The organism is Bordetella genomosp. 1, assembly GCF_002261335.1.
In the GTDB taxonomy this organism is placed as follows: Bacteria; Pseudomonadota; Gammaproteobacteria; order Burkholderiales; family Burkholderiaceae_B; genus Bordetella.
The window spans coordinates 309,134-329,000 of sequence record NZ_NEVL01000006.1; the positions used below are offsets into that span (position 1 = coordinate 309,134).

Here is a 19,867-nt window from a genome sequence, read left to right on the forward strand (position 1 = left end):
GGCGGCGCCTCAGACCTGCCAGCCCAGCTCCGCCGACAGCCGCGCCGCGGACTGCTGCACCGAGGGCACCATCTCGCGCATGCGCTCGAGCGACATGTACGGCACCGTGCTGGACACGCTCACGGCCGCCACGATCCGGCCGCTGGCATCGCGCACCGGCGCGGCGACGCAGCGGATCGAGGGCTCGTTGTCTTCCAGGTCGAAGGCATAGCCGCGCGTCGCGTAGTCACGCATGCGCTCCACGAACACGCGCCAGCCGGCCTGCGGATCGACCGCGCGCGCGGCCACCGGCGTGCCGACCTGGTGCAGGGCCTGCCAGAGGTTCTCGTCGTCGTCGAGCAGCAGCGCCTTGCCCACGCCCGTGCAGGCGAGCGGCATGCGGTGGCCCACGCGCGAGCGCATTTCCAGCCCCTTCTTGCCCGGGATCTTCTCCAGATACAGCACCTCGGCGCCGTCGCGCACGCCCAGATGGATGGTGTCGCCGGTGAGATCGGCCAGCGCGGTGAGGTGCGGCCGCGCCAGCGTGACCATGGGGATGGCCTCGCGCGCCTGGAAGCCGAGCTCGATCAGGCGCGGCCCGAGCGCATAGCCCAGCGAGGGCAGCACGCGCAGGTAACGCTCCTGCACCAGACAGCTGGCCAGCCGGTGGGTGGTGCTGCGCGCCACGCCGATGCGCGCGCAGATCTCCTTCAGATCGCGCGCGCCCTGCGCCACGGCCTGGATCACGGCCAGGCCGCGCATGAGGGTCTGGGTGCCGGCGGGCGCGCCGGCGTCGGGATCGAGGGGGGACTGGGAAAGCGCGGGTCGGTTCATGGCTTGCGGCAATAACGGGTGCGTGAAACCCGCCGCACGAGGCGGCGGCTGCCGGGGTGGCCCTGCGGGGGCCAGCGCGCGCGGCGTTCCAAAACTCGCATTCTATCCCAATATATGAGATTCAATTCTATATTTTGAGATTTTTTGGCCGCTCGACTAGAATTTTTTGCATCGGGCCCACCGCCCCTACAAACCGGCCACGACACGTGGCGGACAACGAGACAGCTTTTCCATGACTACCGGCAAGCCCGACACCGCGGCGCTGATCGCGCTGGACTGGGGCACCTCCTCCCTGCGCGCCTATCGCATGGATGGCCGCGGCCAGACGCTGGATGCGCGCCATCTGCCCTGGGGCATCATGAATCTGCCCCAGCCCCTGCAGGACGGCGCGCTCGCCGCCGGCGCGGCCGACCAGGACGCCCGCTTCGAACTCGCGTTTCAACATGCCTGCGGCGATTGGTTGCGCGCCGAACCTTCCCTGCCCGTGATCGCCTGCGGCATGGTCGGCAGCGCCCAAGGATGGCGCGAGGCCGCCTATCTCGACGTGCCGGTCGACCTCGGCCAACTCGCCGGCCAGCTCACCCGCGTGGCGCGCGACGGCACGCCGATGCACATCGTGCCCGGACTGATCCAGCGCCACGGCCTGCCCAACGTGATGCGCGGCGAGGAAACCCAGGTGGCCGGCGTGCTGGACACGCTCGGCGCCGACGCCGACGACCTGCTGATCGGCCTGCCCGGCACGCACTCCAAGTGGGTGGCGGTGCGGCGCGGCCGCGTCACCCACTTCGACACCTTCATGACCGGCGAGGTCTACGCCGCGCTGCGCGGCCACACGATTCTCGGCCGCACCATGAGCGACGGCGCCTCCGACCCCGAAGCCTACGCACGCGGCCTGCGCGTGGCGGGCGCACCCGCCGGCCGGGCCGGCGTGCTCTCCACCATCTTCAGCGCACGCACGCTGGGCCTGACCGGCGCGCTCACGCCCGCCGCCAGCCCCGACTATCTCTCGGGCCTGCTGATCGGCCACGAGATCGCGGCGCTGGCCGAGATGCTGCGCCAGCAGGGCGCGATGCCGCGCCTGGTGCTGTGCGGCGACGACGCGCTGTGCGAGCGCTATCGCCTCGCCCTCGATCACTACGGCCTGGGCACGCCCGCCCAGGCCCGCCACGCCACGGAACGCGGGCTCTGGCACCTGGCGCTGGCCGCCGGGCTGGTGCGCGCGTCCGTCACGGAGACGCCATGACCACCTCTTCCGCCCGACTCGCCCTGGCCATGCAGGCCTGCCCCCTGGTCGCCATCCTGCGCGGCATCCGCCCCGAGGAAGCCGCCGGCATCGGCCAGGCCCTGTACCACGCGGGCTTCCGCCTGATCGAAGTGCCGCTGAACTCGCCGCAGCCGTTCGACAGCATCGCCGCCATGCGCGCCGTGCTGCCGGAGGATTGCCTGCTGGGCGCCGGCACCGTGATCGATCCCGACGACGTCACGCGCGTGCGCGACGCCGGCGGCGCCATCATCGTCATGCCGCACAGCGATCCCGCCGTGATCCGCCGCGCCAAGGCCGAAGGCATGCTGAGCCTGCCCGGCGTGGCCACGCCCACCGAGGCGTTCGCCGCGCTGGCCGCCGGCGCCGATGCGCTCAAGCTGTTCCCGGCCGAACAGGTCGGCCCGTCGGTGCTGCGCGCCTGGCGCGCCGTGCTGCGCGCGCCGCTGCTGCCGGTCGGCGGCATCACGCCGCACAACCTTGCCGAATTCGCCGCCGCCGGCGCCTCGGGCTTCGGCCTGGGCTCGGCGCTCTACAAGCCTGGCCTGTCGGCCGACGAGGTCGGCGCACGCGCGCGCGAATTCGTCGCCGCCTGGCAGGCCATCGCCCCCCGCTGATTTCACGATCCCACGCAGAGGAGACCCTCTCATGAAAATCACCAAGCTCACGACCTACATCGTCCCGCCGCGCTGGCTGTTCCTCAAGATCGAGACCGACGAAGGCGTGGTCGGCTGGGGCGAGCCCGTGGTCGAGGGCCGCGCGCACTCGGTGGCCGCGGCGGTCGAGGAACTGGCCGACTACCTGATCGGCAAGGACCCGCGCAACATCGAAGACCACTGGACCGTGCTGTACCGCGGCGGCTTCTATCGCGGCGGCGCCATCCACATGAGCGCGCTGGCCGGCATCGACCAGGCGCTGTGGGACATCAAGGGCAAGTCGCTCGGCGTGTCCGTGTCGCAGCTGCTGGGCGGCAACGTGCGCGACCGCATCCGCGTGTATTCGTGGATCGGCGGCGACCGCCCGGCCGACACGGCCGCGGCCGCCAAGAACGCGGTGGCGCGCGGCTTCACCGCCGTGAAGATGAACGGCACCGAAGAGCTGCAATACATCGACTCGTTCGACAAGGTCGAGAAGTGCCTGGAGAACGTGGCCGCCGTGCGCGAAGCCGTGGGCCCGAACGTGGGCATCGGCGTGGACTTCCACGGCCGCGTGCACAAGCCCATGGCCAAGGTGCTGATGAAGGAGCTCGATCCGTTCAAGCTCATGTTCATCGAAGAGCCGGTGCTGAGCGAACACTACGAGGCGCTCAAGGAACTGGCGCCGCTGACCTCGACGCCGATCGCGCTGGGCGAGCGCCTGTTCTCGCGCTGGGACTTCAAGCGCGTGCTGTCCGAAGGCTATGTGGACATCATCCAGCCCGATCCCTCGCACGCCGGCGGCATCACCGAGACGCGCAAGATCGCGGCCATGGCCGAGGCCTACGACGTGGCGCTGGCGCTGCACTGCCCGCTCGGCCCGATCGCGCTGGCCACCTGCCTGCAGATCGACGCCGGCTGCTACAACGCCTTCATCCAGGAACAGAGCCTGGGCATCCACTACAACGAAGCCAACGACCTGCTCGACTACGTCAGCAACCGCGAAGTGTTCGCCTACGAAGACGGCATGGTCACGATCCCGCAGGGCCCGGGCCTCGGCATCGAGGTGAACGAAGAGTATGTGAAGGAGCGCGCGACGGTGGGCCACCGCTGGCGCAATCCGATCTGGCGCCACGCCGACGGCAGCTTCGCCGAGTGGTGATCCCCTGCCGCGCCGGCGCCTGACAGGCGCCGGCGTATCCCGGCCAGTGGCGTGCGGACAGGGCCGCGCGCCCCGCCCGCGCCGACCGAGCAAGCCCCCTGCAGATTCATAACATGCCCGGCGACGCAGACAGCACACGCCGGGCCCCCCAAGCCCCCCGAGGAGACCCGCCGTGTCCATCGCTACCGCAGCCGGCGCGCCGCTCGCGCAGAAACCCACGCGCAGCCGCTACATCATCATGGTGATGCTGTTCATCACCGTCGTCATCAACTATCTCGACCGCAGCAACCTGTCGATCGCCGCCCCCGGCATCAAGGACGAGTTCGGCCTGTCGACCGTCCAGGAAGGCCTGATCCTGTCGGCCTTCGGCTGGACCTACGCCGCGATGCAGATCCCGGGCGGCTGGCTGGTCGACCGCATTCCGCCGCGGCTGCTGTATGCGCTGGCGCTGATCCTGTGGTCGGCCGCGACCTTCTTCATGGGCTTCGCCGGCAGCTTCGTGCTGCTGTTCGTGCTGCGCCTGGCCGTCGGCGCGCTCGAAGCGCCCGCCTACCCCATCAACAACCGCGTGGTCACGACCTGGTTCCCGGAACGCGAACGCGCCACCGCGATCGGCTTCTACACCTCGGGCCAGTTCGTGGGCCTGGCGTTCCTGACGCCGGTGCTGGCCTGGCTGCAGCACCACTATGGCTGGCACATGGTGTTCGTGAGCACCGGTCTGCTCGGCATCGCCTGGGGCGTGGTGTGGTGGCTGGTGTATCGCGAGCCGCGCGCGTTCAAGGGCGCGAACGAGGCCGAGATCGAGCTGATCCAGAAGGGTGGCGGCGTGGTCGACCTGGACCGCCGCAACACCGAGAAGAAGGCGCCGTTCTCGTGGGCCGACCTGGGCCTGGTGATGAGCAAGCGCAAGCTGTGGGGCGTGTACCTCGGCCAGTTCTGCCTGACCTCCACGCTGTGGTTCTTCCTGACGTGGTTCCCGACCTACCTGGTGAAGTACCGCGGCATGGACTTCATCAAGTCGGGCTTCCTGGCCTCGGTGCCGTTCCTGGCCGCCTTCGTCGGCGTGCTGTGCTCGGGCGTGCTGTCGGACTTCCTGATCCGCCGCGGCGCCAACGTGGGCCTGGCGCGCAAGCTGCCCATCATCCTGGGCCTGCTGATCTCGACCTCGATGATCGGCGCCAACTTCACCGACTCGACCAGCTGGGTGATCTTCTTCCTGGCCGTGGCGTTCTTCGGCAACGGCCTGGCCTCGATCACGTGGTCGCTGGTGTCGGCGCTGGCACCGACCCGCCTGCTCGGCCTGACCGGCGGCGTGTTCAACTTCATCGGCAACATCTCGTCGATCTCGACGCCGATCGTGATCGGCTTCCTGGTCTCGAAGGACAACTTCGCGCCCGCCATCATCTACGTCTCGACGCTCGCCCTGCTGGGCGCGCTGTCGTACATCCTGCTGGTGGGCAAGGTCGAGCGCATCGAAGCGTAACGCCTGCCGGATGCGCCAGCAAAAAGGCCGATGCGTTGTCCGCATCGGCCTTTTTTCATGCGTCGGCGGGGCGCTGGCGGCGCCGCCGCGCACGCACCGTGAGCCACAGCATCGCCACCGCCCACAGCGCGAGCACCAGGCCGTAGACCGGCCAGAGCAGCAGCCAGCGGACCCATTCGTATCCCGGCGCGACGCGCTTGAGCATGTAGGGCGGATGCACCAGCACCTCGGCCTGCTTGCCCAGCAGGCTGTCGGCCACGTCGGTCACGGTGAGCTCCAGCACGCTGTTTCCGGCCGGCAGCGTCACCGCCGGCGGCAGCACGCGCTTGCCGCCTTCCAGCGCAATCATCGGACGCAGCTCGCGCATCGCATGGCGGTTGCTGAAGGCATCGACGAACGAGCCGTCGAGCTGCAGGTCTTGTCCCTGCGGGCCGCGCAGGCGCAGCATCAGCAGATCGCCGGCGCGCATCTCACTGCCATGACCCACGATGCCGCCGGGCGCGGCGGGCCGCTCGGCGCCCGGAGCGGCCGGCGCGGGCAAGGGCAGCAGGGCGTGCATCCACAGCGGCGCCTCCTGGATGCGATACAGCTCGAGCCGCACGGTGGCGCCCGGCCGCAGCTCGAGCTCGCCGCGCGTGGCGGTAGTGGCCATGCTGTAGGCAATCATGCAGGCGCCGAACGCCACGGCGGCCACCGCCCACAGGCCCCAAAGGTACACGCCGAGTTTGCCGCGCATCGCATCCGCTCCACTTTTCGATGCGGCAAGCGTAACCGATGCGTGCGCAACCTGTTCCGGCTCAGCCCGCCTGGCCCTCGGGCAGCTTCGCGATCACCTTGATCTCGAAGTCGAAGCCATAGAGCCAGGTAACGCCGACCGCGGTGATGTTGGGGAACGGCGCCTCGCCCCAGTACTCGGGCACGACGGTCCAGATGCGCTCGAAGGTGTTCTGCGGATCGACCATGAAGACGGTCACGTCGACCACGTCGTCGAACGTGGCGCCGGCCGCGGCCAGCACCGCGTTGAGGTTCTCGAACGCGCGCCGCACCTGGGCCTCGAGCCCGGGCTCGGGCGACCCGTCCTCGCGGCTGCCCACCTGTCCCGACACGAACAGGAAACCGTTGCTGCGCACGGCCGGCGAATACCGGTTGCGTTCATACAGGGCCTGGCGGCCCGCGGGAAAGACCACATCTCGCTTTGCCATCTGAATTTCCTCCATGAGAAGCCGGCGTCGCGCCGGCCATGACGACACCCTCACTGTAGGCAGCGGCGGGCGCGCGATAAATACGCGCGCGCGGCTAGCACTGTTTGTAGAATCCAAACAATCCGTCCGCTTCCTGGAGCCCCCATGGACCGCTTCGATGCCATGCAGGCCTTCGCGCGCGTCGTCGAGACCGGCAGCTTCACCAAGGCCGCCGACACCCTGCGCCTGAGCCGCGCCACCGTCACGCAGCTGGTGCAGCAGCTCGAGGCGAGGCTGCGCGTGCGGCTGCTCAACCGCACCACGCGCAAGGTCAACGTCACCGCCGACGGCGCGGCCTATTACGAACGCGTGATCCGCCTGCTGGCCGACATGGACGACGCGGAGACCAGCCTGTCGGCGGCCGCGGCGCAGCCGCGCGGCCATCTGCGCGTGGACGTGCCCAGCCCGCTGGCGCGCATGATCCTGGTGCCGGCCCTGCCCGCGTTTCACGCGCGCTATCCCGACATCCAGCTCGACATGGGCGTGAGCGACCGCATCGTCGACATCATCGACGAGAACGTCGACTGCGTCGTGCGCGGCGGCGAGCTCAGCGATCAGTCGCTGATCGCGCGGCGCGTGGCCGACCTGCGGCTCGGCGTGTACGCCGCACCCAGCTATCTCGCGCTGGCCGGCACGCCCGCGCATCCGCGCGAGCTCGAGGACACGCACCATCGCATCGTGGGGTTTCTGTGGTCGCGCACCGGCCGGGCCTTTCCCTACGCCATGCATCGCGGCGACGAGCGCATCCAGGTGCAGGGCCGCCATGCCTTCGCGGTCGACGACGGCAATGCGTATCTGGCCGCTGGGTTGGCCGGGCTCGGCGTGCTGTGGCTGCCGGATTACATGGCGCGCGAGCACGCGGCGCGCGGCGAACTGGTGCCGCTGTTTTCCGACTGGCAGCTCGACAGCATGCCGCTCTACCTGGCCTACCCGCCCAATCGCCACGTCAGCGCCAAGCTGCGCGTGTTCATCGACTGGATCGTGGCGGTGATGGCGCAGCATGCGCCGGTGCAAGGGCCGCCGCCGCGCACGGTTGCGCGCGCAACCAGACGCCGGCGCTGAGCGGCGCCCGCCCCTCCCGACGTGGCGGGCGCGGGCCTCGGCCCCGGTCCGATCCTGAAAGACCCCCATCGTTCTTAATTTGGAACGCTGAAGCGAATTTTCGCCCTCTACCGGCGTTTTCGAGCTATCTATAAAGTTCTGTTCATGGCAGCGACGCACCGAAACGCGACGCCGCAAACGGCGCCGAACCCGTCGGCACCCACCAGACACCCCACTTTTTCAGATAGAGAGAACGCAAATGACCAAGCCCTACGCCAAGCTCGACAAGAACAACGCCGCCGTCCTGCTGGTGGATCACCAGGCCGGCCTGCTGTCCCTGGTGCGTGACTTCCAGCCCGATCAGTTCAAGAACAACGTGCTGGCGCTGGGCGACCTGGCCAAGTACTTCGACCTGCCGACCATTCTCACCACCAGCTTCGAGCAAGGCCCCAACGGCCCGCTGGTGCAGGAGCTCAAGGACCAGTTCCCCGACGCGCCCTACATCGCCCGCCCCGGCCAGATCAACGCCTGGGACAACGAAGACTTCGTGAAGGCCGTGAAGGCCACCGGCAAGAAGCAGCTCATCATCGCCGGCGTCGTGACCGAAGTGTGCGTGGCCTTCCCGGCACTGTCGGCCCTGGAAGAAGGCTATGAGGTGTTCGTCGTGACCGATGCCTCGGGCACCTTCAACGAAATCACCCGCGACGCCGCCTGGGACCGCATGAGCAAGGCCGGCGCGCAGCTGATGAGCTGGTTCGGCGTGGCGTGCGAACTGCACCGCGACTGGCGCAACGACATCGAGGGCCTGGGCACGCTGTTCGCGAACCACATCCCCGACTACCGCAACCTGATGGCCAGCTACTCCGCCATCCAGGCCGCCACCAAGAACTGATTGCGCCCCCCCCCCCCCGGCGTCCCCAAACAATGGTGTCAGACTGCAATTTCCAAGATCGCGCCCGCCGCGAAAAATGCAGTCTGACACCTTTTCGGAGGGCAACCCAAAGGATGCGCCCGGCATACCCATGCACGATGGCCTGGCCTCGCCGCCAGGCCTACGCTTCACCTCACCCGAACAACCCCGCCTGACGCTGGTGCCCGAACGGCCCGCATCCCCAGGCGTACCGAACCTCGCCTGGAGATAACCATGTCGTTCTCGCTCATCACTCCCACCGACTTCAGCGTCGCCCGTACCAACCAGCTGCTGCAGCGCGCCCGCAATGTCGCGCCCGCGATGATCGCGGCCTTGGCGCTGCTCGCCCTGATGCTGCAATGGGGTCCCGCGCCCGACGCCAGCTTCCCGGCCGTGTCGCAGCAGGCGCCGGCGACGCTGGAAGTGGCGTTGGCGCCCGAGCTCGCGATGGTCGCGCTGGTGACCGACACGCAGGCGCGGCGCTGAGCGGCCAGGCAAAAGCCCGCGAACGCGATCACGCGTGCGCGGGCTTGTTCGTTGCTGCATTTGCGGTGGCCTGACTGCCCGACGTGTTGCGAGCGGTCCGCTGGCCGTCGAAGGCCAGCGTGCGCCGCATCGCGTTGCCGCGACACCCTGCGGCACACCGGCCCGCGGGCGTCATGCCGATTCAATCGATACCGGGACGACCCATCAGAGCATGGCCATGCGGCTGTTCTGCAGATCGGTCACCAGCATGTGCCCCGGCGCGTGCGTGATGCAGAACTCCGGCCGCACGGCGGCCACCACCGATTGCGGCGTCACGCCGCAGGCCCAGAACACCGGGATCTCGCCCGCCTTGATCTCGACCGCGTCGCCATAATCCGGCCGGCCGATGTCGGCAATGCCGATGAGCGAAGGATCGCCCAGGTGGACGGGCGCACCATGCACCGACGGAAACCGCGACGTGACCTGGATCGCGCGGATCGCGTCGGCCGCCTTGAGCGGCCGCATCGACACCACCAGCGGACCGCCGAACACCCCGGCCCGCTCCGTCTCGATGTTGGTGCGATACATCGGCACGTTGCAGCCCTGCTCGATGTGGCGCACCGGCAGGCCGTTGTCCAGCATCGCTTCCTCGAACGAGAACGAGCAACCGATCAGGAACGACACGAGGTCGTCGCGCCAGTACTCGCTCACGTCCGTCGGCTCGGCGATCAGCTCGCCGTCCTTCCACACGCGATAGCGCGGAATGTCCTTGCGGATGTCGATGTCGCGGCCCAGCGTGGGCAGCGCCGGATCGCCGGGCTCGGACATCGCGAGCAACGGGCACGGCTTGGGATTGCGCTGGCAGAAATGCAGAAAGTCGGCGGCGAGCGCGCGCGGCAGGATGGCGAGATTGGCCTGGACCTGACCGGGCGCCAGGTTGGCGGTCGGGCCGGTCAGCCTGCCCGCGCGGGCATCGAGACGGGCCTGATACGCCAGTTCGGCGCCATTGCGTGCTTGCATGGACATGCGGTTTCCCTTGTGACGGCGCGGCCGCGTCGGCCGCCTGATGCGAAGCATTGCACCGCAAGCCCGCGCCGCGCGTCCAATCACAAGTTGCGATACACCCCTATCAATATTTCTTATGCGGGGTTTTCCCGTAGGCTTCGTGGGTCTGCGTGTCAGGTTCGGCTCGCGCGGCCGGTTGCCGGTCCGGAATCGACGCGTCCGTGTGCCGTCCCCCCATCGTTCGTCGCGCACGCAACAAAAAGGGCACCCCTCGCGGGATGCCCTCGTTCAGACGTCAAGGCAGCGCGTCAGACCTTCAACAGCAGCGCGTTCAGGCGCTTGACGAAGGCGGCCGGGTCGGCGATCTGCGCGCCTTCGGCGAGCAGCGCCTGGTCGAGCAGCAGTTGCGCCCACGCGCCGAAGTCTTCGTCGGCGGTGTCGCGGATGCGCGCGACCAGCGGATGGTCGGGATTGATCTCCAGCACCGGCTTGAGATCGGGCGCTTCCTGGCCCGCCGCCTTGAGCATGCGCAGCAGGTGCGGGCTCAGCTCGTTCTGGCCCACCACCACGCACGCCGGCGAATCCACCAGCCGCAGCGTGACGCGCACTTCCTTGACCTGCCCGTCGAGCGCCTGTTGCAGGCGTTCGACCAGCGGCTTGAACTGCTCGGTCACTTCGGCCTGGTGCTTCTTCTCTTCGTCGTCGGCCAGCGCCTCGATGTCGAGACCGCCCTTGGCCACCGACACCAGCGACTTGCCGTCGAACTCGCGCAGATGCGACAGCATCCATTCGTCGACGCGATCCCACAGCAGCAGCACTTCGATGCTCTTCTTGCGGAAGATCTCGAGGTGCGGGCTGTTGCTCGCGGCCGAATAGCTGTCGCCGGTCACGTAGTAGATCTTGTCCTGGCCTTCCTTGGCGCGGGCCAGGTAATCGGCCAGCGTCACGGTCTGGGCGGAGCCATCGCCCTGCGTGGACGCAAAGCGCAGCAGCTTGGCGATGCGCTCGCGGTTCGACGGATCCTCGCCCACGCCTTCCTTCAGCACCTGGCCGAACTCGGTCCAGAACGCGGCGTAGTCTTCCTGCTTGTTTTCCGCCAGGTCTTCGAGCAGCGACAGGATGCGCTTGGCCGAGCCTTCGCGGATCGCGCGCACGTCGCGGCTTTCCTGCAGGATCTCGCGCGACACGTTCAGCGGCAGGTCCGCCGAATCGATCACGCCGCGCACGAAGCGCAGATACGACGGCAGCAGCTGTTCGGCGTCGTCCATGATGAAGACGCGACGCACATACAGCTTCACGCCGCGGCGCGCATCGCGGTCCCACATATCGAACGGCGCGTGCTTCGGCACGTACAGCAGCTGGGTGTATTCGCTGCGGCCTTCGACGCGGTTGTGCGTCCAGGCGAGCGGATCGTCGTAGTCGTGCGAGACGGTCTTGTAGAACTCGCGGTACTGCTCGTCGGAAACGTCGCCCTTGGAGCGGGTCCAGAGCGCGTTGGCCTGGTTCACCGTTTCGTATTCGTCCTTCGTGACCTGTTCGCCCTTCTCCGCATCCCACTCTTCCTTGGCCATGCGGATCGGCAGCGAGATGTGGTCGGAGTAGCGGCGCAGGATCTCGCGCAGCTTCCAGCCGTTGAGCAGCTCGTCTTCGTCGGCACGCAAATGCAGCGTGACCGAGGTGCCGCGCGTGGTCTTGTCGGACGCGCCGATCGAGAACTCGCCCTGGCCGTCGGATTCCCAGCGAATCGCCGCTTCGGCCGGCTCGCCGGCGCGCAGGCTGTGCACCGTGACGCGATCGGCCACGATGAACGAGGAGTAGAAGCCCACGCCGAACTGACCAATCAGCTGCGCGTCCTTCTGCTTGTCGCCCGTGAGCTGCGAGAAGAATTCCTTGGTGCCCGAGCGCGCGATCGTGCCCAGGTTGGCGATGGCCTCGTCACGCGACAGGCCGATGCCGTTGTCGGTGATCGTGATGGTGCGCGCGGCCTTGTCGTAGTCGACACGGATTGCCAGCTCGCTGTCGCCGGCCAGCAGCGCGGGGTTGTCGATGGCTTCGAAGCGCAGCTTGTCGCACGCATCCGACGCATTCGACACCAGCTCGCGCAGGAAGATTTCCTTGTTGCTGTAGAGCGAGTGGATCATCAGGTGCAGCAGCTGCTTCACCTCGGCCTGAAAGCCCAGGGTTTCGGCAGGAGACGTTGCGTTCTGAGTCATTGGCGTAATCAGTGATCAAAAAGTGAACAATTCAGGGGAAGCTGCCAGCGCTCTGGCCAGCTCCCACCCCCGGCAGGAACATCGCCGCACCCGTGCCTGCACGGACGGCGGTATGCCCCCAAATGGGGCCTCTGCCAAAAATTTCAAGACCGCATATAATGGCACGCTTTCCTCCACGCGAAGCTCACACAGAGCCCTCGCGCCATCCGTGCCCGGGTGGTGAAATTGGTAGACGCAGGGGACTCAAAATCCCCCGCCGCAAGGCGTGCCGGTTCGATTCCGGCCCCGGGCACCACTCAAAAATCCCTAGTATTTACAAGCCTCTAGCGCGATTTTTCGTCTTGCCCTGACACCAGGGGATTATCCAAGTTGGTGAGCCAGGTACAGTTTCGGTACAGTGGCGAAGCACCGAGCGTACTTTCGGAGCTTTTACACGCATGGCTACTATCGTTAAGACACCCTCCGGTACCTGGAAAGCCGTCATTCGAAAGACTGGCTGGCCGACTTCGTCTAAAACATTCAGAACCAAGCGTGATGCTGAGGACTGGGCGCGACGTACCGAAGACGAGATGGTGCGAGGCGTGTATATCCAGCGCGCGCCAGCGGAACGCATGACTGTGGAAGCGGCCCTGACTCGTTACCTCAAAGAAGTCACGCCAACCAAACGCGTCTCAACGCAGACAGGGGAACACAAGAAAGCGCAAGTTCTAATCCGGCACCTTGGCAAATACTCGCTAGCCGCCCTCAACGCTGAAATCGTGGCTCAGTTCCGCGACGCGCGACTAGCAGGGGATGCCGACGATAGCGGCAAGATCATTCCGCGCAGCAACAACACGGTACGCCTGGAACTAGCACTCCTCAGCCACCTGTTCACTGTAGCAATCAAGGAATGGGGTATAGGCCTCCCCTCCAACCCTGTAGCCAATATTCGCAGGCCGCCCCCTGGTGCGGGGCGAAATCGACGGCTGACACCAGCAGAGAATAACCGTCTGTTGGCGGCCGTAGATGCGTACTCGAATCCGATGTTTAGCTGGATCGTTCGTATTGCTTTGGAAACGGGGATGCGGCTATCGGAGATTGGTGCGTTGCGGCTTGGCCAGGTTGACTTGCAGAAGCGGATCGTAAGGCTGGACATCACCAAAAATTCATCCCCCCGAACTGTACCTTTGACAAGAGCAGCTACAGTTGCCTTTCAAGCGGCCATCAACAACCCAATTCGGCCAGCTGAGACAGAGCTAGTATTCTTTGGCGAGCCGGGGCGAGACGGTGTGCGCAGGCCCTATCTGTTTGACAAGGCATGGACTGATGCGAAGAAAGCCGCTGGTTTGGTGAATTTCCGATTTCATGACCTGCGACACGAAGCTGTTAGCCGATTAGTGGAAGCAGGGCTATCAGATCAAGAAGTGGCCGCAATCAGCGGGCACAAGTCTATGCAAATGCTGAAACGGTATACGCATTTGCGGGCTGAGGATTTGGTAGAAAAACTGGATAAGCTTGGGTCATGAATGGCCTGTCTCGACCCGAACGGGACTTCACTACTCGTATCTCGTTGCCATAGCGTCTTCCTGCTCCTCCCTAGGAGCCTTCTCGCTGGTTAAATACAGTGAATGCAAGTTGCCTGCTGAATCAGATAATATATTCAGTAACAACTTTGCGAGGAGGCCGACTTGAAGCTCACGAAAGCGCATATAACGAACTTCCGAAGCGTTCTAGACTCAGGCGAATTCACGCTATCTGGTGTGACCTGCTTGGTGGGCAAGAATGAATCAGGGAAAACAACTGTTCTCCAAGCACTCGAACGCATCAATCCGGTCGATGCGTCAAAGAAGAAATTCGACAAAGACCTTGAGTATCCGCGTGGCTACTTAGCAGAGTACGAAGCGCGTCATCCATCGGATGAGGCAACAGTCATCACCACGACCTGGACGCTGGATTCGGAAGATGTCGCGGCGGTGGAGGCTGAATTAGGTGAGGGCTGCCTTAAATCCCACGAAATCGTCGTCTACAAGAAGTACGGTGAGGACACCACGACCTGGACTGTGCCGCTTGACGAAGCTCAGATCGTTATCTCTCTCCTTACAAGGTTCGGGGTTAAAGCGGCTGAGAAGAAGCAGCTTTCCGTCCCGACGGTTACCGACCTCGTTGCCAAGATTGCAGCACTTGAGGAAGCGTCGGACGAGGCCAAGGCAGCTGCAGCCGAGGTTGAAAAGTTCAGAAAAGGTAGCGCCGTCCTCAAGGCCATTGATGTTCTCTACGTACGAATGCCTGAGTTCCTCTACTTCTCCAGCTACGACCGCATGGACGGTCGTGTCCAACTTGAGGCACTAGAGACAGCGAGAGCCAATAAGACGCTCAATGCTGGGCAGCAAATCTTCCAGGACTTTCTCGACTTTGCCGGGACAAGCGCACAGGAACTGCAAAGCGCTACTACATTCGAGAAGCTCAAGGCGAAGGTGGAGGCGGCCTCAATATCAATCTCGAAGCAGGTTTTCGCCTACTGGTCCCAAAACAAGAACCTGAAGGTCGAATTTTCCCTTGAGGCCGGTAGGAGTGGTGACCCAGCGCCGTTCAATTCCGGCCACGTCATGCATACACGCATTCGAAACAAATTGCATGACATGACTGTCCCATTCGATGATCGAAGCGCCGGCTTCACCTGGTTCTTCTCGTTCCTAGTTAAATTTTCCCAGGTCCAGAAGCGCCAGGGAAACGTGGTCATCCTTCTTGATGAGCCGGGATTGAATCTTCATGCTAAGGCCCAGAGCGACCTGCTTCGATATTTCAAAGAGAAGCTGGAGCCCAAGCATCAGGTCATTTACACGACGCACTCCCCGTTCATGGTGCCGACAGATAACATCATGTCGGTGCGCACAGTTGAGGATGTTGTCGCTTACCGTCAAGGAGAAGAGCCGGAAGTGTTCGGGACCAAAGTTGGTGATGAGGTCCTAAGCACAGACCGCGATACGCTGTTCCCTCTTCAGGGTGCGCTTGGTTATGAATTGAGCCAATCACTGTTCGTCGGCGAACACACCCTGCTCGTGGAAGGGCCTTCAGACGTTTTGTACCTTCAGGCATTCTCCAATGCGTTGAAAGCCCTTGGCCGAGAGCACCTTGACCCACGGTGGACGCTTTGCCCCGCTGGTGGAGTAGATAAGGTCTGGGCTTTTGTTTCACTGTTTGGCGGCAACAAACTGCACGTCGCAGCACTCATCGACTACGCGAACGGACAGAAGAACAATGTTGAGAAGTTGCGCAAGAGCCAGCTGCTACGCGACGGGCACGTACTCCTGGCAACTGACTTCTGCAACCAAGCCGAGGCCGACACCGAAGACTTGCTGGGCGAGGAGCTCTTCCTGGAGCTCGTAAATAGTGCGTATTCGTTGCCCGAGGCCCAGAAACTGGTAGCTGGCTCGTTACCAGCTGGCCCAGGTGCGAACTTGCGGGTCGTGCCCAAAGTTGAAGCTGCTATGAGGCTGGTGCCGCTCGCTCAAGAGTTCGACCACTTCCAGCAAGCATCGTGGTTGATTCAGAACCCGAACGTGCTGGATGCCACGCGGCACGCCATGGCCTTTGACACCTTCAAGCATCTGTTCGTTACTCTCAACAAATTGTTGACGTGAGATGACGATAAGCCGGTTGGCGGTTAGTTCAGTCGAGAACCGCAGATCTGTCGCTCTCAACTTTCGCTTCTGGCCGCGAGCCGACCTTGTCGAAAAGCCGAGGACGACCCATAGCGGCCGACTCACAGATGCAACTACGGGTTCGCAAGAATCCTTGGCCGTGCTATTTGAGTTCAATCGGGCGGTTTTTACACCGCGGACACAATGATAACCAGGAGTAAAGAATGTCTTTTGATGATTTTATGACGGATGATATCAGTGTGCGAAAGCAAAACGGTGATTTGCTCGAAGGTTTGAAAGCTAGCGTACAGCGCGATAAGATTTTTTTAGATCGCTCCGACGTTCTCATTGAGCCAAGGGATCTAATTGAGCGGCGCGCATCCAATGGCGCCGTTGAGACTTTCGAAGTGATTGATCCTGGTTTTCACGAAGCCTTTCACGGAATCGAGGCTCACTATCAGATGTCAGTACGAAAACTGGGTCTTCCTGAGGCAAAGCAGCGTATTGAGAGTATTATTTACAATATCACAGGTCATAACGCTCGCATCAACAATCACTCAGTCGATAAATCGACGAATGTCATAACCATCGGCGCTGACTTTCGAGACTACATCGACGGCCTACGCCAAGTCGTGCAGAGCCTGACTGATGCTAAACAAAAGCAAGATGCGCTGGAAATTGTCAATGCAGTAGAAGCGCAGCTTGCGTCGCCAAAGCCCAGCAAGACGGTCGTGTCAACCTTGTTGAATGCATTGCCTCACGTGGCAAGCATTGCCACACTAGCATCTGCGATTATCTCTGGACTCTAATCGATGTCAAAATTGCTGGGCTGAGGATTGTTTGACCAGCGTTGGATCAGATGAGCGAGTTCTTGTCGGACCGCTGCTGGCCGGCGTATGCCTTTCGCAGATCTCTCCCAAACAATTTCGAATCTACGGCCACGGAGGTGATGCTCTAGCAGCCGCCTCCAAAAGATGACTAGAATGGATTTTATCTTCTCTTATGGCAAGAAAATTTATTCGGCAGCGGCAGCAGACGAAAGATGAGATGTTCGACGCAGTCGTTAAGAATGCAATCGACTTCATCGATTCATCGCTCGACAATCTAGGCAAAAGGCCGAAGAATGGGATTGTCGATTTCTATACCGCGATAGAACTCTTCCTCAAAGCGAGGCTCATGGCAGAGCATTGGACTCTCATTGTCAGTAAGTCAGATTCAGCCAGTTTGTCCAGCTTTAGCGTCGGAGACTTTCATTCGGTTTATTTGGAGGATGCCGCCAAGAGGCTCAAGGACGTCGTGGGCGAAGCAATTGAAGATAAGGCACTGAATAATTTCAAAGCTCTCGCGGAGCATCGAAATCAAATCGTGCACTTTGCCCACACTGACTACGCGGATGTAGGTGGTATGAAAGCAGGCGTTGTAATGGAGCAGTGGATATCGTGGCATTACCTTCATGAACTGTTGACCATGAAATGGAGGGACACCTTTAATGCTTATATCCCTGAATTTGAACGTCTCCATACAAGAATCCTTGCCGAGAAGGGTTTCATCCAGTCTAGATTTCAAGACCTGCAACCTGTTATCCAGCGGAAGCAACAGGACGGAGGAGTATTCGTCGAGTGTGGCAGCTGTCAAACAATTGCTGGGCTTGTCAGTGAGACGAATCCGTGGGGGGAAAGCTATGTCTGCATGGTCTGCCAAAAGGCAGGAGTAACGATCAGATCCACTGCTGAGACGGTTCCCTGCGACAAATGCAGTCATGAGTTTGAGTTTTTCAACTCTACGGTGAACTCGTGTCCAAATTGTGCTCAGACTATCGACACAGATAAGCTGATTTCTCTGTGCAAAATAAAATACACGACAGGTGACGATTGGTGGGAAGAGGGAGCTCCGTGCGTGGCTTACTGCCATGAGTGCCAGCATCCGAAGCCGTCAGTCTTTTATATTGATGGTTTGTGGAGTTGTGTCTCCTGCTTTGATAGAGGCTGGCAAGCGATTGCATGTCCCCACTGTGATGCGTTTGTGACAGGGGACATGGAAAGAATTGAATACTTTGCTTGCTACAAGTGTGAGGATGAGGTGAGGCAGAAAATCATGGGCGGGACTAATCGCTAATAAGGCCCCTAACAGACGTGCTGCTGTGCCTTCAGTTGCGGCAAAAGTTCTCGGCTTAGGGACGCCTTCACCTTTAGATTGAACGCCCGATTTAGATAGGGGGAAGCGACAGCTATTGGCCGATAACAACTCTTTAGGGGCCGATTTCGACCCAAAGCGAACTGGTTGCCCAAGAATTTAAAGATGTCTGCTAATTTGCCGCTAGCCGTCGTTAGTCGCCATACTTTTCCCGAAGGGTCGAAAAATCAGTCTTAATGAAACTTCGGTCTAAAACTTGGATAGGCGATGGCTTTCCATACTGAAGCTTTATCAAGTCGGCAACACCAAAGTGAACCTTATTAACCTTTTCTTCGAACGCTTGGTATTCATCCGACTTTTCCTCGCCATCCAAGGTAATGAAGAATGACTTAATGGCTTGTAGCGCCTTGGTCAGTGACACCGCAAGAATCCTTGCCTTGACCTGGATGTCCTGCGGTAAATTGTTTGGACCGGGCCGAACAGCGTACTCCCGGTCGGCAACAACAGTTGACTGAATGGCGTGAATCGCTGCCTGCCATGTTGGATGTTTAACTTGGCAAAGCCATTTATAGTGGAAGTAACCAATCGTCCAGTTATCCTCATACATTTTCGGGGTCTGCTTCTCCCCACGCTCTTCAGCTAGCCGCATTTCACGCTTTGCATCAAGCTGGCATAGTTCCTTAGCTCCCCAAGGAATCTGGGCATGTTTTCCCTTCTGAGCTCGTAATGCCAACTCTTTAGACCCGGCTACTACAGCAGCCGTTAACGCGTTTTCGAACATGGCAGCCGCGACTGCAGCCGCCTGAGAGGTATAACCTCGTTCTACAAGTATCCACACCCCACGGAGGTCATCAAGCGTACATTTCAAGAATGGGGCTGCTGTTGTTAGCCGGAGGTCACTATTCCTGGTTGACGGGACCATTGGAGCAAGTGCTCCCGCTTCAATGCAACACGAAACCAATTCTTCCCAAGGCTTCAGACTTACGTCTAGTGATTCTCGACTGACACGTTCCAGTTCTGGAAGAGACTCCCAGATACAGTTGACGGTATTTATTTTCCTCGATGCCATAGCTCATGGAAACACAGAAAGTGAGATTAGAAAAGCATAACACTCGACCGCTCTACGAGCGGAAACCGCCCTTCTGATGCTGCAATTTGGCAGCAATGGTGCGGCTGCTTCTGGCGGCAAGCGACCGCTCGCCGGCCCGGATGCATCAAACCTCGGTTTGCTCAGCCAACTCAAGAGCATCGTCGACCTCGATGCTGAGATAGCGAACTGTGCTTTCCAGCTTCGTACGCCCGAGTAGCAGCTGTACTGCTCGAAGATTCTTCGTCCGACGGTAGATCAGCGAGGCTTTTGTACGGCGCATAGTGTGGGTGCCATATGCGGTATCGTCGAGTCCAATCGATGCGACCCAGCGATGCACAATTCGGGCGTATTGCCGCGTCGACAGATGCGGCAATGCATGCAACCGGCTGGGAAACAGAAAGTCCGCCGCCTTTAGGCCTCGCACATCAATCCACGCTTCAAGGCTCTCACGAGTTTGCTCTGTGATCTCGAATTGGACCGGACGCTGGTTTTTTTGTTGCATGATGGTGGCTCTCGCGGCCACGTGGCTTCCGTGACGGACGTCCTGCACCTGCAATCGCGTGAGATCGCAAGCTCGAAGTTTGCTATCGATTGCGAGATTGAACATCGCGAGTTCCCGGATGTTCGATGCCATCTGAAGTCTCGTTCGGATTGCCCAAATTTCTCGCAGCTTCAGCAGCGGCTTCTGCCCGGTGAGTTTGCCCTTGTTCCAGGGCACACGGCGGTCGACGGCGGCATTGTCGGATTCCATGGCAATCACCTTTCGATTAATGGGGATTCAGTGTGCTCCCACGG

18 protein-coding genes and 1 tRNA gene are annotated in these 19,867 nt (G+C 62.1%); 12 read left to right on the forward strand and 7 right to left on the reverse strand.

Annotation, left to right across the window (positions count from 1 at the left end; genetic code table 11):
* Positions 1 to 9: 9 nt before the first annotated feature.
* Positions 10 to 813, reverse strand: coding sequence for an IclR family transcriptional regulator (locus CEG14_RS23490; protein WP_094828818.1), 804 nt, complete (start codon positions 811 to 813; stop codon positions 10 to 12).
* 232 nt (positions 814 to 1,045) lie between these two features.
* On the opposite strand from CEG14_RS23490, the gene CEG14_RS23495 reads away from it, so the two are divergent.
* From CEG14_RS23495 to CEG14_RS23510, 4 genes are all read left to right on the forward strand, one after another.
* A complete protein-coding gene (locus CEG14_RS23495) occupies positions 1,046 to 2,056 on the forward strand; it encodes a 2-dehydro-3-deoxygalactonokinase (protein WP_094828819.1) in 1,011 nt (336 codons plus the stop codon).
* A complete protein-coding gene (locus tag CEG14_RS23500; protein ID WP_094828820.1) occupies positions 2,053 to 2,691 on the forward strand; it encodes a 2-dehydro-3-deoxy-6-phosphogalactonate aldolase in 639 nt (212 codons plus the stop codon). Before CEG14_RS23495 ends, CEG14_RS23500 begins: the two co-directional genes overlap by 4 nt.
* Before the next feature lie 31 nt (positions 2,692 to 2,722).
* Positions 2,723 to 3,871 carry a galactonate dehydratase gene (dgoD, locus tag CEG14_RS23505; protein ID WP_094828821.1) on the forward strand — a complete coding sequence of 383 codons (1,149 nt, stop codon included), beginning with the start codon at positions 2,723 to 2,725 and terminating at the stop codon, positions 3,869 to 3,871.
* Positions 3,872 to 4,043: 172 nt separating this feature from the next.
* On the forward strand, positions 4,044 to 5,354 hold the full coding sequence (locus CEG14_RS23510; protein WP_094828822.1) for an MFS transporter: 1,311 nt from the start codon (positions 4,044 to 4,046) through the stop codon (positions 5,352 to 5,354).
* A 55-nt stretch (positions 5,355 to 5,409) separates the two neighbouring features.
* Here CEG14_RS23510 and CEG14_RS23515 read toward each other — a convergent pair whose 3' ends face one another.
* Both CEG14_RS23515 and CEG14_RS23520 read right to left on the reverse strand, forming a co-directional pair.
* The gene (locus CEG14_RS23515) at positions 5,410 to 6,090 is read right to left on the reverse strand and encodes a hypothetical protein (protein WP_094828823.1); all 681 of its coding nucleotides are present in this window, start codon (positions 6,088 to 6,090) and stop codon (positions 5,410 to 5,412) included.
* A gap of 61 nt (positions 6,091 to 6,151) precedes the next feature.
* Entirely contained in the window at positions 6,152 to 6,556 is a 405-nt protein-coding gene (locus tag CEG14_RS23520) for a RidA family protein (RefSeq protein WP_094828824.1), read from the reverse strand.
* A 144-nt stretch (positions 6,557 to 6,700) separates the two neighbouring features.
* Between CEG14_RS23520 and CEG14_RS23525 the strand changes: the two genes are divergently transcribed.
* From CEG14_RS23525 to CEG14_RS23535, 3 genes are all read left to right on the forward strand, one after another.
* Entirely contained in the window at positions 6,701 to 7,657 is a 957-nt protein-coding gene (locus CEG14_RS23525; protein WP_094828825.1) for a LysR family transcriptional regulator, read from the forward strand.
* Positions 7,658 to 7,895: 238 nt separating this feature from the next.
* The gene (gene ycaC, locus CEG14_RS23530) at positions 7,896 to 8,528 is read left to right on the forward strand and encodes an isochorismate family cysteine hydrolase YcaC (protein WP_094828826.1); all 633 of its coding nucleotides are present in this window, start codon (positions 7,896 to 7,898) and stop codon (positions 8,526 to 8,528) included.
* A 252-nt stretch (positions 8,529 to 8,780) separates the two neighbouring features.
* On the forward strand, positions 8,781 to 9,032 hold the full coding sequence (locus CEG14_RS23535; RefSeq protein ID WP_094828827.1) for a hypothetical protein: 252 nt from the start codon (positions 8,781 to 8,783) through the stop codon (positions 9,030 to 9,032).
* A 204-nt stretch (positions 9,033 to 9,236) separates the two neighbouring features.
* Here CEG14_RS23535 and CEG14_RS23540 read toward each other — a convergent pair whose 3' ends face one another.
* Both CEG14_RS23540 and htpG read right to left on the reverse strand, forming a co-directional pair.
* The gene (locus CEG14_RS23540; protein WP_373454229.1) at positions 9,237 to 10,079 is read right to left on the reverse strand and encodes a putative hydro-lyase; all 843 of its coding nucleotides are present in this window, start codon (positions 10,077 to 10,079) and stop codon (positions 9,237 to 9,239) included.
* A 245-nt stretch (positions 10,080 to 10,324) separates the two neighbouring features.
* Positions 10,325 to 12,229 carry a molecular chaperone HtpG gene (gene htpG / locus CEG14_RS23545; RefSeq protein ID WP_094828829.1) on the reverse strand — a complete coding sequence of 635 codons (1,905 nt, stop codon included), beginning with the start codon at positions 12,227 to 12,229 and terminating at the stop codon, positions 10,325 to 10,327.
* Positions 12,230 to 12,439: 210 nt separating this feature from the next.
* Between htpG and CEG14_RS23550 the strand changes: the two genes are divergently transcribed.
* The 5 genes from CEG14_RS23550 to CEG14_RS23570 all read left to right on the forward strand — a co-directional run bounded on the left by CEG14_RS23550 (position 12,440) and on the right by CEG14_RS23570 (position 17,964).
* Positions 12,440 to 12,524, forward strand: a tRNA-Leu gene (locus tag CEG14_RS23550).
* 142 nt (positions 12,525 to 12,666) lie between these two features.
* Positions 12,667 to 13,734, forward strand: coding sequence for a site-specific integrase (locus CEG14_RS23555; RefSeq protein ID WP_094828830.1), 1,068 nt, complete (start codon positions 12,667 to 12,669; stop codon positions 13,732 to 13,734).
* Between the two features lie 162 nt (positions 13,735 to 13,896).
* Complete coding sequence (locus CEG14_RS23560; RefSeq protein ID WP_094828831.1) at positions 13,897 to 15,849, forward strand: ATP-dependent nuclease; 1,953 nt, start codon at positions 13,897 to 13,899, stop codon at positions 15,847 to 15,849.
* A 224-nt stretch (positions 15,850 to 16,073) separates the two neighbouring features.
* Positions 16,074 to 16,658 carry a hypothetical protein gene (locus CEG14_RS23565; RefSeq protein WP_094828832.1) on the forward strand — a complete coding sequence of 195 codons (585 nt, stop codon included), beginning with the start codon at positions 16,074 to 16,076 and terminating at the stop codon, positions 16,656 to 16,658.
* Positions 16,659 to 16,896: 238 nt separating this feature from the next.
* Positions 16,897 to 17,964: a hypothetical protein gene (locus CEG14_RS23570; RefSeq protein WP_256985968.1), complete on the forward strand. Its 1,068-nt coding sequence runs from the start codon at positions 16,897 to 16,899 to the stop codon at positions 17,962 to 17,964.
* 211 nt (positions 17,965 to 18,175) lie between these two features.
* On the opposite strand, the gene CEG14_RS26150 is transcribed toward CEG14_RS23570, so the two are convergent.
* Both CEG14_RS26150 and CEG14_RS23575 read right to left on the reverse strand, forming a co-directional pair.
* Positions 18,176 to 18,850 (reverse strand): hypothetical protein, encoded by a 675-nt coding sequence (locus tag CEG14_RS26150; protein WP_143277269.1) that lies wholly within the window; start codon positions 18,848 to 18,850, stop codon positions 18,176 to 18,178.
* Positions 18,851 to 19,196: 346 nt separating this feature from the next.
* Positions 19,197 to 19,823, reverse strand: coding sequence for a tyrosine-type recombinase/integrase (locus tag CEG14_RS23575; protein WP_094828834.1), 627 nt, complete (start codon positions 19,821 to 19,823; stop codon positions 19,197 to 19,199).
* Positions 19,824 to 19,867 lie beyond the last annotated feature (44 nt).

Bases quoted from the DNA above. Each gene is read 5' to 3' on its own strand.
- CEG14_RS23525 (WP_094828825.1), top strand. From the start codon at position 6,701: ATGGACCGCTTCGATGCCATGCAGGCCTTCGCGCGCGTCGTCGAGACC.
- CEG14_RS23570 (WP_256985968.1), top strand. From the start codon at position 16,897: ATGTTCGACGCAGTCGTTAAGAATGCAATCGACTTCATCGATTCATCG.
- CEG14_RS23555 (WP_094828830.1), top strand. From the start codon at position 12,667: ATGGCTACTATCGTTAAGACACCCTCCGGTACCTGGAAAGCCGTCATT.
- CEG14_RS23495 (WP_094828819.1), top strand. From the start codon at position 1,046: ATGACTACCGGCAAGCCCGACACCGCGGCGCTGATCGCGCTGGACTGG.
- CEG14_RS23520 (WP_094828824.1), bottom strand. From the start codon at position 6,556: ATGGCAAAGCGAGATGTGGTCTTTCCCGCGGGCCGCCAGGCCCTGTAT.
- CEG14_RS23500 (WP_094828820.1), top strand. From the start codon at position 2,053: ATGACCACCTCTTCCGCCCGACTCGCCCTGGCCATGCAGGCCTGCCCC.
- CEG14_RS23535 (WP_094828827.1), top strand. From the start codon at position 8,781: ATGTCGTTCTCGCTCATCACTCCCACCGACTTCAGCGTCGCCCGTACC.
- dgoD (WP_094828821.1), top strand. From the start codon at position 2,723: ATGAAAATCACCAAGCTCACGACCTACATCGTCCCGCCGCGCTGGCTG.
- CEG14_RS23490 (WP_094828818.1), bottom strand. From the start codon at position 813: ATGAACCGACCCGCGCTTTCCCAGTCCCCCCTCGATCCCGACGCCGGC.
- CEG14_RS23575 (WP_094828834.1), bottom strand. From the start codon at position 19,823: ATGGAATCCGACAATGCCGCCGTCGACCGCCGTGTGCCCTGGAACAAG.
- CEG14_RS23565 (WP_094828832.1), top strand. From the start codon at position 16,074: ATGTCTTTTGATGATTTTATGACGGATGATATCAGTGTGCGAAAGCAA.
- ycaC (WP_094828826.1), top strand. From the start codon at position 7,896: ATGACCAAGCCCTACGCCAAGCTCGACAAGAACAACGCCGCCGTCCTG.
- CEG14_RS23515 (WP_094828823.1), bottom strand. From the start codon at position 6,090: ATGCGCGGCAAACTCGGCGTGTACCTTTGGGGCCTGTGGGCGGTGGCC.
- htpG (WP_094828829.1), bottom strand. From the start codon at position 12,229: ATGACTCAGAACGCAACGTCTCCTGCCGAAACCCTGGGCTTTCAGGCC.